This window comes from Microcoleus sp. A2-C3 (assembly GCF_036706065.1).
GTDB lineage: Bacteria > Cyanobacteriota > Cyanobacteriia > Cyanobacteriales > Microcoleaceae > Microcoleus.
Genome location: NZ_JAUBVX010000023.1, coordinates 44,315 through 57,349 on the forward strand (window position 1 = coordinate 44,315; position 13,035 = coordinate 57,349).

At 46.3% G+C, this 13,035-nt stretch carries 16 protein-coding genes; 9 read left to right on the forward strand and 7 right to left on the reverse strand.

What is annotated here, in order from left to right; genetic code table 11:
- Nucleotides 1-154: 154 nt before the first annotated feature.
- From recO to deoC, 3 genes are all read right to left on the reverse strand, one after another.
- Nucleotides 155-1,030: a DNA repair protein RecO gene (gene recO / locus QUB66_RS14575; protein ID WP_332968344.1), complete on the reverse strand. Its 876-nt coding sequence runs from the start codon at nucleotides 1,028-1,030 to the stop codon at nucleotides 155-157.
- Between the two features lie 105 nt (nucleotides 1,031-1,135).
- Nucleotides 1,136-1,501, reverse strand: a complete 366-nt coding sequence (locus QUB66_RS14580) for a four helix bundle protein (protein WP_332968342.1) — start codon at nucleotides 1,499-1,501, stop codon at nucleotides 1,136-1,138.
- 116 nt (nucleotides 1,502-1,617) lie between these two features.
- Complete coding sequence (gene deoC / locus QUB66_RS14585; protein WP_265237828.1) at nucleotides 1,618-2,295, reverse strand: deoxyribose-phosphate aldolase; 678 nt, start codon at nucleotides 2,293-2,295, stop codon at nucleotides 1,618-1,620.
- Between the two features lie 322 nt (nucleotides 2,296-2,617).
- Here deoC and QUB66_RS14590 point away from each other — a divergent pair, with 322 nt between their 5' ends.
- From QUB66_RS14590 to QUB66_RS14600, 3 genes are all read left to right on the forward strand, one after another.
- Nucleotides 2,618-2,980, forward strand: coding sequence for a hypothetical protein (locus QUB66_RS14590; RefSeq protein WP_332968341.1), 363 nt, complete (start codon nucleotides 2,618-2,620; stop codon nucleotides 2,978-2,980).
- A 261-nt stretch (nucleotides 2,981-3,241) separates the two neighbouring features.
- Nucleotides 3,242-4,264 carry a tetratricopeptide repeat protein gene (locus tag QUB66_RS14595; protein ID WP_332968339.1) on the forward strand — a complete coding sequence of 341 codons (1,023 nt, stop codon included), beginning with the start codon at nucleotides 3,242-3,244 and terminating at the stop codon, nucleotides 4,262-4,264.
- Nucleotides 4,261-4,452: a hypothetical protein gene (locus QUB66_RS14600; protein WP_332968338.1), complete on the forward strand. Its 192-nt coding sequence runs from the start codon at nucleotides 4,261-4,263 to the stop codon at nucleotides 4,450-4,452. The genes QUB66_RS14595 and QUB66_RS14600 overlap by 4 nt, the downstream gene beginning before the upstream one ends.
- Before the next feature lie 197 nt (nucleotides 4,453-4,649).
- Here QUB66_RS14600 and QUB66_RS14605 read toward each other — a convergent pair whose 3' ends face one another.
- From QUB66_RS14605 to QUB66_RS14615, 3 genes are all read right to left on the reverse strand, one after another.
- Nucleotides 4,650-5,543: a hypothetical protein gene (locus tag QUB66_RS14605; protein ID WP_332968337.1), complete on the reverse strand. Its 894-nt coding sequence runs from the start codon at nucleotides 5,541-5,543 to the stop codon at nucleotides 4,650-4,652.
- Between the two features lie 65 nt (nucleotides 5,544-5,608).
- Complete coding sequence (locus tag QUB66_RS14610; protein ID WP_265237819.1) at nucleotides 5,609-5,869, reverse strand: hypothetical protein; 261 nt, start codon at nucleotides 5,867-5,869, stop codon at nucleotides 5,609-5,611.
- Nucleotides 5,870-6,009: 140 nt separating this feature from the next.
- Nucleotides 6,010-6,732 (reverse strand): pyridoxine 5'-phosphate synthase, encoded by a 723-nt coding sequence (locus QUB66_RS14615; RefSeq protein ID WP_332968334.1) that lies wholly within the window; start codon nucleotides 6,730-6,732, stop codon nucleotides 6,010-6,012.
- A gap of 57 nt (nucleotides 6,733-6,789) precedes the next feature.
- On the opposite strand from QUB66_RS14615, the gene QUB66_RS14620 reads away from it, so the two are divergent.
- The 3 genes from QUB66_RS14620 to QUB66_RS14630 all read left to right on the forward strand — a co-directional run bounded on the left by QUB66_RS14620 (nucleotide 6,790) and on the right by QUB66_RS14630 (nucleotide 9,797).
- Nucleotides 6,790-6,942, forward strand: a complete 153-nt coding sequence (locus QUB66_RS14620) for a hypothetical protein (RefSeq protein WP_265237813.1) — start codon at nucleotides 6,790-6,792, stop codon at nucleotides 6,940-6,942.
- Nucleotides 6,943-7,417: 475 nt separating this feature from the next.
- A complete protein-coding gene (locus QUB66_RS14625; RefSeq protein ID WP_265237811.1) occupies nucleotides 7,418-8,278 on the forward strand; it encodes a Tab2/Atab2 family RNA-binding protein in 861 nt (286 codons plus the stop codon).
- 223 nt (nucleotides 8,279-8,501) lie between these two features.
- A complete protein-coding gene (locus tag QUB66_RS14630; RefSeq protein ID WP_332968397.1) occupies nucleotides 8,502-9,797 on the forward strand; it encodes a TldD/PmbA family protein in 1,296 nt (431 codons plus the stop codon).
- A 134-nt stretch (nucleotides 9,798-9,931) separates the two neighbouring features.
- Here the strand turns inward: QUB66_RS14630 and QUB66_RS14635 are convergent, their stop codons facing one another.
- Nucleotides 9,932-10,066 carry a hypothetical protein gene (locus QUB66_RS14635; protein ID WP_265237121.1) on the reverse strand — a complete coding sequence of 45 codons (135 nt, stop codon included), beginning with the start codon at nucleotides 10,064-10,066 and terminating at the stop codon, nucleotides 9,932-9,934.
- A 5-nt stretch (nucleotides 10,067-10,071) separates the two neighbouring features.
- Between QUB66_RS14635 and QUB66_RS14640 the strand changes: the two genes are divergently transcribed.
- From QUB66_RS14640 to QUB66_RS14650, 3 genes are all read left to right on the forward strand, one after another.
- Nucleotides 10,072-11,028, forward strand: a complete 957-nt coding sequence (locus QUB66_RS14640) for a GDSL-type esterase/lipase family protein (RefSeq protein WP_265237119.1) — start codon at nucleotides 10,072-10,074, stop codon at nucleotides 11,026-11,028.
- 247 nt (nucleotides 11,029-11,275) lie between these two features.
- Nucleotides 11,276-11,455, forward strand: a complete 180-nt coding sequence (locus QUB66_RS14645) for a hypothetical protein (protein ID WP_265237117.1) — start codon at nucleotides 11,276-11,278, stop codon at nucleotides 11,453-11,455.
- A 58-nt stretch (nucleotides 11,456-11,513) separates the two neighbouring features.
- The gene (locus tag QUB66_RS14650; protein WP_332968330.1) at nucleotides 11,514-12,587 is read left to right on the forward strand and encodes a tetratricopeptide repeat protein; all 1,074 of its coding nucleotides are present in this window, start codon (nucleotides 11,514-11,516) and stop codon (nucleotides 12,585-12,587) included.
- The last annotated feature ends 448 nt before the right edge of the window (nucleotides 12,588-13,035 follow it).

The following is a 13,035-nucleotide window of genomic DNA, read 5'->3' on the forward strand; positions in this document are numbered from 1 at the left end:
GTTAACCCCTAAGTTTATTAATAACTCGTAACTTTATCTATTATCTGATGTCGCAACAACCTTGAGAATTTACCTGAAATTGCCGGCAGGTTCGGGTATCCCGCAGGCTGGGGGTGCGATGTACGATCGCCCGTTCACCTATTTAACTCAAAATTTAAAACTCAAAACTCTCTAGGTAGGTGTCGATCGAGCTTCCCGATCGAATCGTGCAACCTAAATGATACTGGGCATACTGCCGCAAAATATTTTCTACTGATATCCAAGCCGTGCGATCGGTAATCCCCTCTTCTAGTTCTGCACTACCCAACTGTTGCAACGCCGTTAATTCTGTAGCATTAATCTGAAAATTTGTCAAGTGTTTGCTATCGCTCGTTTGCGGGGAACGGGAGCTGGATCTGTACAAGCTACCGGTTTGTGAAGAGAGTTCTGCCTCTAGGTTAGCTAGCTCGGACAAGCTGAAGGTTCCCCCAGAAGGTATACTAAACCCGGTTTTCCAGTTTGGATCGCTGAAATTTGGGACGATCGGTTGTCTGGTGGCGCAGCAGACTTGGACTTGGGGCGCGAGGCCTGCTAGGGCTAACAAGTGAAAAATACCCTGAGCCAGATGGGCGACTAGCACGGCGGCGGATGCGATTTCTGTGCGATCGGACAAACGCTCTAAACGGCTCAAGTGTTCGCCCAGCAAAAAGAAAAGTGATTCTTGCGGTTCGTCGGAAAGGGCGCTGGCGATCGCCAATTCGGCCAGATATTGCGCGGCTGCGAGTTTTCCCAAGTTGCGGCTCAAACCCGGATGGGATTCGACGGTGCTAGCTTGGGTAATCTTGTCGAGCGATCGGCCTTTGGCGATTAGCAATTCGTTGACGACAAATAACTCGCTTCTACCGCCAATGCTCGATCGCTGTTTGCGAACCCCCGGTGCTACAGCTTTAATTAAGCCGAATTCCCGTGTCAAAACTGTCAGCAGGCGATCGGATTCGCCGATCGGCGCACTCTTCAGATTAATACCAGTTGCTTTGTAAGTTCGAGTCATTTGTTAGTTGACGGTTGGCTGTTGACTGTTGGCTGTTGACTGTTAACGGTTAACGGTTAACTGTTAACTGTTAACGGTTAACGGTTAACTGTTGGGTGTTAACTGTTAACCTTTAGCTTTTTGTTTTAGTGAGTTAAGATAGGCATTAAGTTTTGGTGAAAGTTCATTTAATAACGGATGCAATCGATCGCTCTGTTCTTGAGTTAAAAGATTACGAGCATAGGCAAGTCTTAACCAGTGCCTTGTTTCGTTTAATGAACCTCGTGCAATTTTCACAAAACGCTGATTATCCTGATAGCTGTGGCGTCCATGTCCTTCTGCAATATTAGCGCCAACACTATCAGCCGATCTGACGATTTGTTTGCCCATCGTATCCTTCGTAAAGTAGTCCCATTCTTTAACAATAAACCATATTTGATTTGATATTTTTTCGGCTAATTGATATACTTGTAACTGTTGGAAGTTCTCCATATTAACTCCTTTAAACAATTAATCACCAATAAATACAAATCAACAGTCAACAGTCAACAGTCAACAGTTAACAGTCAACAGTTAACAGTCAACAGTCAACAGTTAACAGTCAACAGTCAACGATTATCTAAATTATCACGCTGGCGGATTAATTCCGGGCCGCGAGAAGTCCCCAAACGAGTTGCACCAGCCACGATCAAATCTACAGCTTGTTCGTGAGTGCGAATTCCTCCAGCCGCTTTAATACCAACTCTTCCCTTAGTAATTTCCTTCAGCAACCGCACGTCTTCAACAGTCGCCGCGCCAAAAAAGCCGGTGTTAGTTTTGATGTAAGCCGCGCCCGCCTCCATGCAAAGCTCAGCCGCTAATTGTTTTTCCTCATCAGAAAGCATCGAGCATTCGATAATCGCTTTGATAGTTTGTCCGGTTTCTTCACAAATTTCGGCCAATTCCCGGTGAAATTCGTCACTTTTTCCGGCTTTCAATAATCCTAAGTTCACGCAGACATCTAACTCCACGGCTCCATTGTCTGCGGCTTCTAGGGCTTCGTACAGTTTTACTGCTGATGTGGTTGCTCCTGTGGGAAAACCTATAACAGTCGAGACTTTTGGCTTTCTGCCGTGCAGAAGACTTACCGCTTGTCGCACGTAGGCGGGATACACGCAAACTGTGGCAAACCCAAATCTTTCTGCTTGTTGGCAGCAGTTTTCTACTTGCTCTGGGGTGGCACTGGGGTCGATCAAGGCGTGGTCTATATAGAGGGCAATATCGATATCTGGCCCTTTTGCAGCCATTGGTGTTTTTTCTCCGAAGTAACTACTTCCTTATTATGTAGCGAATTTACCAATATTTTACTTGACTCGCCTGCCTGAGCGAGTACAAATACTCAATTTACTACTTAGAAAAACTCTTGTGGCAATTGGTTCATCCATTTATGGCAAAAAAAATAAATTTTAGTATCTGCCTTTAGATACATTTTTTCTCTTTCTTTAGGTATACTTTATTAAAAGGAGTTGGGGTAGAGCCTGCGTCAACTAGGCGATCGGGCAGAGCCTGGTAGCAGTCACTGTTTTTACTCCGATTAGTGCTTTAAAAACATAACAGCCAGTGCCAAGCATGAATCATTTAGAACTCGAACAAGAAATTGGGAAGATGACTAGAGCGATGATGACTCGCAATAGCTTAATTGGTAAAGATTTGATTGCCGATCTCAGAGGGCGGCTGTCTGTTGACAGTGTAGCTGCTTTGATGATTGTCAGTATTGAACGCTTGATTTGGTCTGACTGCGAGTCGGTGATCTGGAGTGTGAGTTATTTGATTCCTGCTGATGTGATGGAAGAAATTCGCCGGATTACGGCGCTGGTTGTTTGCAAGCGGTTGATGGGCAAGGGTTTTGTGCTGGGGAAGGATTTTAGTATTGATGCTTCTGGCAGGTTGATGTTGAGCGATCGCGCTCAAACAGCGGTTGTGGTTGCTTGAAGAAAGTCAGCAGAAGTTGGAGTGTCTGTCACGCACAGCCTGAGATCGCAGCAGATCCAAGAGTGCGATGAGTGCGGTTAGCTGAAAGAGCATTTTATGAGAGGAAAATAGTTAGTGGCGATCGCCAATTGTTGAGGTTGTTACTGACAGTTTGTACGGGCGATCGCCCTGTATCAAAATTTTCAGAATTTTAGTGAAATTACAGTTTAACTCCGGGCATTGTTTCATGTAGAATCATCCCTAAGATAGATGCGAGATATTATGAATTTAATTCAAAACTTGGAAGCGGCTTGGTATTACCATCTGGGTTCGCGCCACCTCGAAGCTAACGATCATGATAGTGCTCTGGCGAATTTTGACAGAGCGGTGAAGTTGCAATCGGATCATTATAAGGCTTGGTTCGGGCGAGGTATGGCTTTGGGGAACTTAGAACGGCACTTAGATGCCCTGAAAAGTTTTGATGAGGCCTTGGCTGTGGAGCCGAATGCGAGCTTTGGCTGGCACAACCGGGCTATTGCTTTAGGAAAGTTGGGCCGCCCTTTGGAGGCGCTCAACAGTTTTGACAGGGCTCTGGAGTTTAACCCATGCTCGGCGAGTATTTGGCACAACCGGGGACTGACGCTGATCGATATGGGGCTTTACCATAAGGCGGTTCTGAGTTTCGATCGCTCTTTGAGTTTAGAGCCGGAGGCTGCTTGGGCGTGGTACAACCGAGGCAATGCTCTGTTGGAAATGAAACTTTACTATCAAGCGCTCAACAGTTTCGATCGGGCGATCGAGTTTAGCCCAGATGATGCGAACGCTTGGTACAATCGCGGTCTAGTTGCTAACTCAATGGGACTTTACAAACAAGCAGTGGCTAGTTTTAGCCGATCGATCGTTCTGAAACCGGGCAGAGCCGAAGCTGTGGGAGAGCGTCGAGTTGCTTTGGGGAAATTAGTAGGTTTAAATCAGAAAAATGCCAAGTTCACTCCTACATCTGAGTGTGCCTTTGAGGATTATTTGATTTGGTACAATCGGGGTGTGGAATTGGCGCGACAAGGTAGCTATTCAGAGGCGATCGCTTGCTACGAAACTGCCTTAGAAATCAATCCTGATTTTGCTAACGCTTTTTACAATCAAGCTTGCTGTTATGCGCTGCTGGGCTTTGCAGATTTGGCCCTTGACAATTTGCAGCGGGCTGTGGAGTTTATGCCTAATTTATACCGAGAACTAGCTTTAGCTGACTCTGATTTAAGCTGCATTTGGAAACAAGAACGTTTTGCAGATCTGATTCAAGGTTGAGAAGGAAGAGGGAAGAAGGAAGAGGGAAGAAGGAAGAGGGAAGAAGGAAGAGGGAAGAAGGAAGAAGGAAGAGGGAAGAAGGAAGAAGGAAGAAGGAAGAAGAAGCAATTAAGGAACTTCCTAACCTTCTTGGTGGTTGCTATAGCGCGTCGTCAGGAGTTGTACAATCAATTAACGCTATTATCTAAGCGCGTTAAATTGTGAACATCTTTCTCTCCCTCTTTCTCTCTTTTCTAGCTCCTCTGCGCCCTCTGCGGTTAAAAAAATCTGATTTACAAATCAAATAGAATTGCGATGTACGCAAAAAAAGCTCGCGTTTCGGGCGAACTTTTGTGGATGGGCGACGGAAATTCGATCGCCATCAACAGTGTTTTTGCAATCTTTGCTATTGCACAGAAACTCTGATGGAGGGCTTGACCGGCCTGTTGGCAACTATTAGTACCTTGTAGGTACCGGACTCCGGGAGTTGAGCAAAAGTTTGACCTGCGCCTTGATCCAGGAGTTGTCCCGACGGAGATTCGATCGCCACACCGAGATTTTGGCTGCTAGCACTCACCCTAATTGTCTGTCCCTGTTTTCCGGGAACTGTCAGGGGCTGGATTTGGTAGCCGGACATTTTGAGTTTGACTGTGGCTTCTGTTTCCCCGTATGCTATGGGAATTGCGCGATCGGGCCTATAAGTCCACTTAGCGTTAAAGTCGCGTCCGATCACGAAGCTGCTAGTCTCACCTTTCGGGGTAACTCGCACGCGGTAAATCCCGGACTCTGGCAATTGGCCGATCCACTGATTGTCGCTTTTTTCAATAACTCCCAGATTCTCGCCGTTGGGGCTGTACAGTTCGGCTGTCAGTTGTCCCGCCCACAGCGAGAGAGTGAGTTCTCGCCCTTTGATGCCTTCAAAAATATAGGTGGTTGGTTTGTTGATGGTGGCTCGAATTTCTGAGGTTGACATTCGCTCGATGGGTTCTAGCTTGGCAACTGGGGCAGAGGTAGCTGACGTTGGCTCGATCGGTTCTAGGTTGGCAACTAGGGCAGAAGTAGCGGGTTTATTAACGGTTTGTGTAATTTCCGAGGCAGCCATCCGATCGCCCGGTGCAATTTTTGGGGCTACAGGGCTTGCAAATACTGATTTTGCCGTCATCATGAGTAGCATTCCAGTCAGTAAAATTAGTTTTTTCATGTCACGCTTGCCAAAGGTAATCAGTTGTATATGTTTACTTGTGTGGTGCTGTTTGCACCGGATTAAATCTGCCGATCGCGCGATCGGCTTGATCAGCATAGAGGATACAGCTAAATATTTCGTAATTTCACAAAAATTCGCGGTAGTAAATTGCCCTGCCGAAGCTAAATAGTAGCCTGGGTCGATCGGACATTTCCATCATATTCCCTACCCATAATATCATCGGATCGTCCTAGTAATTTGGTCAAAAATTCAAGCTTTTTCCCAAAAGCTTGCTCAAAAAATGCCAACAACCCAAAAACGCGGTGTCTGGGTTCCAAGAGAGGCTTTGCTACCAGAAAACGACCCTTAACCCAGCGGGGGTTACGGCCTCTACTTTTAACTGGTGCGAGGGCGATCGGCTTGTAGGGCGATGCACACCGCACCTTATCCTATGGGTAGCGTGTCAAACCACTTTTTGACCTTAGTCCCAATCTTGTACTATAGGGCCGGGTAAGGCAAGGATATGTAATAAAAACGAGTTTACCGATGCCAAACCCGCCCTGCCAAGCCAGGTTTATTTTTACTACGAACCAGAGAGAATTTTTAGATAAGCTTGTACCGTGTTGGATAATCCCATTTCTAGCGCTTCGGCAATTAAAGCGTGACCGATCGAGACTTCTAGTATATCAGGAATCGAGCAAAACTTAGCTAAATTGTCTAAATTTAAATCGTGTCCGGCATTCACTCCCAAACCGACAGATTGAGCGGCTTGAGCTGCTAAGACATACTGTTGAAAAACAGATTCTACATTGCCTTCACGAAAAGCAGTTGCGTAGGGTTCCGTGTACAGTTCTACGCGATCGGCTCCAACTTCTTTTGCTAGGGGCATCAGAGCAGGATCTGCATCCATAAACAAGCTGACTCTGATGCCGTTATTTTTTAATTTTTCAATAATTGGTAACAGCCGATCGCGATTTTCGGGAATATTCCAGCCGCTATCGGATGTTAGCACGTCGGGAGCGTCTGGCACTAAGGTACACTGAGCCGGTTTCACATCGCAAACTATATCCATAAATGGCGGCTGAAACGGATTTCCTTCGATGTTGAACTCGACAGTTAGCATTTTGGCTAAGTCGTAAACATCGGCAGCTTTGATGTGTCTTTCGTCGGGGCGGGGATGGACTGTAACGCCGTGAGCTCCGGCGGCAATTACTGTTTTTGCGGCTTCGGTAACGCTGGGGATGCCGATGTTTCGAGAGTTTCTCAGGAGGGCGATTCTGTTGATGTTGACGCTGAGTTTTGTCATGAGATTGGAAGTTGCGGATGTTTGTTGATTTTTAATTTTAACCGCTGATGAACGCTAATGAACGCTGATGCAGGCGGATTGATTTTTAGGGCGGCTGTTAATTGGGTTGATTTGGATGGTTGTGAATCAGCTTTTCTGCAAGCGGTAAGGTTTCGGCAAAAATCGCCTCTGCTGTTTGGTGTTTTGCTGGCAAATCTTGTAGATTGGTAATGCAGAAAAGTGGTGCGGTGCGATCGACTATTTATGCCATAAAATCTCGGCTGAAATATTTGAGTTTAAAGTCGGATCTGTGGGGACAGTAAATCATGGCCAACATTTCGAGTAATGGTAAAAGCGTCAAATTGTGACAATTAGGGTAGAAACAATATTTTCGAGCATGATTTGTCTCATAAAATCAAGCTATACTGTTTGTTTTCCCAAGCTTGCACAAGTTTAACAAACATCGCAGGTTGAGATTGCTGCGACATTGTTCTGCGAGGAATTGCTAATGTGTCCGGTTGTGGGCTGCTGCCGAAAATTGCAGGGGAAGCCGCAAAGGAGAAGGGCAATTTGGGGGAAAGTACGCGCGGCGGAGCTATCGGGTAGGAAATCGCCCGCGAGCAAAAATCAGTCTTAAATTCTCACTCATCAGAAACTTGCCCGCTGTCCGGTAACATGAGAAAGGATTAATTTTTAACAGCGCGGCATGGCTACTATTTGGGAACTCGATTTTTACAGCCGTCCAATCCTAGACGAGCGAGAGAAAAAAAAATGGGAAGTGTTGATTTGCGAAAGCCCGCTGAATGTAGGCGACAAGGCAGAATCTCTGTTTCGCTACTCGCAATTCTGCCCGAGTACAACCGTGAATTCCCTGTGGCTGGCTGGTGCAATTAAAGATGCGATCGCCTCTGCACCGAAACCACCCGAAAAAATCCGCTTTTTTCGCCGCCAAATGGCGAACATGATTACCAAAGCCTGCGAGGAATTGGATATTCCCGTCGCTTCCAGTCGCCGCACCCTCGCCCTCAGCCTGTGGCTGGAAGAACGGATGCAAGACGTTTATCCCGCCGAACCGGGCTATCAGCCGGTTGTGATCCAGAGCGTTCAATTTGTACCCGAAACGCCCGTAGCGTTGCCGGACGCCTTAATCGGCGAAAAATGGGCGTTTGTGAGTTTGCCGATCGCAGCTTTTGATGAAATGTCCGAGTGGGATATTGGATTTGGCGAAGCTTTCGGGCTCCCGATGACACGCCTCGCCCCGGAAACACAAATTCCAGGATTAATCATCTACTCATCGAGAGCAACGGCTTTAGCAGGTTGGATGTCGGGTTTGGAATTGGCTTTTCTCAAATTTGACACCCGCGAGCTCCCTAGGCTGGTATTAGATACGGGAGCTAACGATCGCTGGATTATAGCTAATCTCAGAGACGCAGCAACTGAGAAAGAAGCGAAAGGATTTGAAGCCGCGAAAAAGCAAGCAAAACAAGTACATTTCTTAGCAATTCAGTCGAATCCACAATCGGAATCTTTTGCAGGATTTTGGCTGCTGCACGAACTAACTATTTAGTCGATCGCTGGTGAATAACCGCTCTGGCATCGATCGCAAAAAATTGGTAATCGGTAATTGGTAAATTGGTAATTGGTAATTGGTAATTGGTAAATTGGTAATTGCTTCCAATGACAACTACCAACTGTCAACTGTCAACTACCAACTACCAACTACCAACTACCAACTACCAACTGTCAACTGCCAACTGCCAACTGTCAACTGTCAACTGTCAACTACTATAATGACCAATCACCAATCAGCAGAACAACTGCTAGAACTAGCCACCAAAGCAGGTGCCGAAGCTGCTGAGGTATTGGAATCGCAATCGCTCTCGCGGCCGGTCTTTTTTGAAGCAAACCGCCTCAAACAGCTAGAAACAGCCCAAGCAGAAGGCATTGCGCTGCGGCTGTGGCGGGACGGGCGGCCTGGTTTGGCGGTGGCTTACGGGCCCGTGGAACCGCAAATTTTGGTCGATCGCGCGATCGCACTTTCGCAACTCAACGAACCGGAAACCATCGAACTCGGCACCGGTGAGAAAGTTGTTTATCCCGATCGCGGAGTGTCAGTCCCAGCCGAACAGCTAGTAAACTGGGGAAAGGAGGCGATCGCGATCGTCCGCGAAGCCTATCCCGAAAGCCTCTGTACCGCCGAACTCGACTGCGAAATCGAAAGCACCCGCTTACTGAACACACTAGGCTTGGATTCGAGTCACACCGACACCACCCTCAGCGGTTACTTGTCAGCAGAATTAGTGCGTGGCGAAGATTTCCTCAACATTTGGGATGGCGAAACCGAACGCGGCACCCTCGACTTAACCACCAGCGCTAAGCGGGTTTTGCAGCGTTTGGAATGGGCGAAAGAAAATGTAGCCCCAGCCACCGGGCGCGTGCCGGTACTGTTTACAGCCAAAGCCGCTGATTTGCTGTGGGGGACTGTCTGTGCGGCGTTGAATGGCAAACAGGTAGTCGAAGGCGCTTCTCCTTGGAGCGATCGATTGGGCGAACAAGTGACTTCACCCCTTGTCACTCTCTCGCAGCAGCCGGATATCGGGCCCTATAGCTGTCCTTTTGATGACGAAGGCACTCCCACAAGGGCGATCGTCTTTATCAACAGCGGAGTATTACAGCTATTTTATACCGATCGCACCACCGGTCGAGCCTTGGGAAGCGGCACCACCGGCAACGGATTTCGCCCCGGTTTGGGCAGCTATCCCACGCCGAGTTTGTTTAATGTTTTAATTAAACCAGGAGAGCGATCGTTAATTGATTTAATCGCTCAATTAGACGACGGAATAGTCATCGATCAAATGCTCGGTGGCAGTGCCGGAATTTCCGGCGACTTTTCGATTAACGTCGATCTCGGCTACCGAGTCAAAAAAGGTCAAATAATCGGCAGAATCAAAGACACAATGGTAGCCGGAAACGTCTACAGCGTCCTCAAACAATTAGTAGAATTAGGAGGAGACTCCGAGTGGAACGGTTCTTGCCACACACCATCTGTAATTGTAGAGGGATTGTCCGTCACCGGTAAAAACTAAATTCATCGACCAAACAGGGTAAACAGGGCATCGGGCATTGGTAATTGGTAAATAGTGAGTAGTTAGTAATTAGTGGTTACTTGTTGTAGGACTACAGTTAACAGTAAATCATAACTAAGTTTTTCGACACCGAGTCAACAGTCAACAATCACCTGACGGTGCAACCGGAATTGATATAACAAATGCCCGATGCCCGATGCCCGATGCCCGATGCCCAATTCCCAATTCCCAATTTCCAATTCCCAATTTCCAATTCCCAATTCCCCCATATAATATGCGTATTTGTTTTATCGGCGACTCCTTTGTCAATGGTACGGGCGATCCCAAATATCTTGGTTGGACAGGACGAATTTGCGCAGCCGCCAGCGGGCAAAGACAGGATATTACCTACTATAATTTAGGAGTGCGGGGAGAAACCAGTACCGATATAGAAACTCGATTGTTCAGCGAAATTTCTTGTCGCTTGCCTCACTACTGCGACGGCAGAATAGTATTTTCGTTTGGCGTCAACGACACTTACTTTGAAAACGGAAAACCTCGCGTAGCACTGGAAAAATCTCTGGAAAACCTCCGCTATATTCTGACCTCTGCCAAAGAAAGAGTACCAGTTTTAATGATCGGGCCGCCGCCAGTTGTTGATGTGGAGCGCACAATCAGAATAGCTAATTTATCCCAACACTTCTCCCAAGTTTGCAGCGAATTAAACGTGCCTTATTTAGATATTTGTACCCCCCTGGAAAAATCAGAAATTTGGCTCAAAGAACTTGCCGAAAATGACGGTTCCCATCCCCGCGCCCCTGGTTATACTGAACTGGCTAAAATAGTTCACAATTGGGACGGTTGGAAAGATTGGTTTAAGAATATAAACATATCAGATAAAGAGACGGTAACGCTGTTTAGAGCAGTCGGGAAAAAAGAAATGGAATTAATTAAAGAAAGCGATTTTATGGCATTTCCGCCGCGACTGTCTTTTCAGCCTATTTTTTATCCCGTACTTCACAAAGCTTATGCTATAAAAATTGCGCGAGATTGGAATACCAAAGATGCAGCATCGGGATATTTTGGCTATGTAACCCAGTTTCGAGTTTTGGCTGAATTTTTGAATGAATATCCCGTCCAAACTGTCGGCAATTCGATTCACCAAGAGTATTGGATTCCAGCAGAAGAGTTGGCAGATTTTAATCGCCATATTGTCGGAAAAATTGAGATTTTTGCTGAATATCAACCGTAGAATAGGATAAACATGACTTAGGAATGGGTGATCAAAAAGCGGCGACTTTGGCGAAAGACGGGTTTATAATTTTTAATTTCTGTAATATTATGTCCGGTTGTAGTGGGTTTTGGAGTCCTCGGTTTAATAGCGGACGGTTGTCCGCACTACGAACCTTACGCGCTACGGATTAATCGATCGGACACGATATAAAAATCCGGTTTCTAGACGGAGCGGATCGTTCTCTATACAATAGGAGCAATGACAGATGTTAGATTTTAATCAATTTGAAGTTGTGAGTTTTGATTGCTACGGTACTCCGATTGATTGGGAAAGCGGCATATTGCCAGTCTTGAGACAATTGCTGTCGGGCCGCGAACTCGATTTCAGCGCCCGACCAGATTTAGAAGTGCCGGATTTAAAAACGTTGGTGGAGGCGATCGCCTAAATAACCGCAGATTGATGTCAAAATAGTTGTTTAAAATTATAAAAATGTGGAGATTACTATGAATTGCCAAATATTGACCGGATTGTTGACGGGATTAGTTGTTTCGACTACCACAAGTTTGATAAATTGTCAACCAAGTTATGCGGAAAGTCACAAAATTTTAGGGGAAATTGCGATTAATTCAAATTTGAGATTGTTGGCTTCAGCAAAGGTAGATTTGGGAGTTGAGGTTGCGAGGAAGCTTGTGGCGGCAGAACCCACAGCCGAGGAGTTTTATAATCAGGGTGTGGAGAAGTACAACAAACGAGATTATCAAGGTGCTATAGAGGCTTTCGATCGAGCAATTCAGCTTAATCCTAATTATGTTGATGCCTACGTTAACCGGGGTAATGCCCGCGATGACTCAGGAGACAGACAGGGTGCGATCGCCGATTACGATCGAGCCCTAAAAATTGACCCCAACAATGGCTCAGCCTATTACAACCGGGGTGTTACCCGATCGAGGTTAAGAGACTATGAAGGTGCGATCGCCGATTACAGCGCAGCCCTAAAAATTAACCCCAACAATGGCTCAGCCTACTACCACCGGGGTGTTATCCGAGTGAGGTTAGGAGACAATCAAGGTGCGATCGCCGATTACAGCGAAGCCCTGAAAATTAAGCCCAACGATGCGTTAGCCTACAACGAGCGGGGTTATGCTCGCTATATATTAGGAGACAAGCAGGCTGCTCTCGCCGATTTCAACGAAGCCTTGAAAATTAACCCCAACTATGCGTCTGCTTACACAAACCGGGGTAATGCTCGCGATGACTTAGGAGACAAGCAGGGCGCGATCGCCGATTACGATCGATCCTTAAAAATTGACCCCAATAGTGATAATACCTACTACAATCGGGGTGTTACCCGATCGAGATTAGGAGACAAGCAGGGTGCGATCGAAGATTACAGCGAAGCCGTGAAAATTAACCCCAACTATGCGTCTGCTTACTACAATCGGGGAGTTATCCGCTATGACTTAGGAGACAAGCCTGGTGCGATACAAGATTTCCAAAAAGCCGCCAACTTGTATCAGCAACAAGGAAACACAGATAGCTACGAAAAAACATTAAACATAATTAGAAGAATCCAATAAATTTCTATAACTCCGGGCGAGTGCCGGTTACGCAAGTTCACAACTTTGATGTTAGAAATATGCGCGCACCCGCCCGACAAACATTATGCTTGTTGCTTGTTTAACCGCCCGCTAGCTAAAGATCGTTCAACTTGTAGCGACTTAATTCTCTTTTCAACAGCAGGGGCGAGTCAAAGTATCCCCCACAGCACAGATGCAGATTATAGTTGAGAACGGCTGCCCGACGGATTTGCCACATAAAATTATCTACTGGCAATCGCGCTGTGCACCATATTCAGGTAAAATTGTCAAGTCTTAAAAAACTACATTTAGGGCGATCGCCTTTATGAAAGTTAAATTAATCTAAATTATTTTGCTCTCTAGAACTTTGGAAATCAAAATTAGAGTGATCAAATAGTAATTTCGCGATTAAATTCGTTGCATTTTCCCAAATCAAGCGATTTCTTGC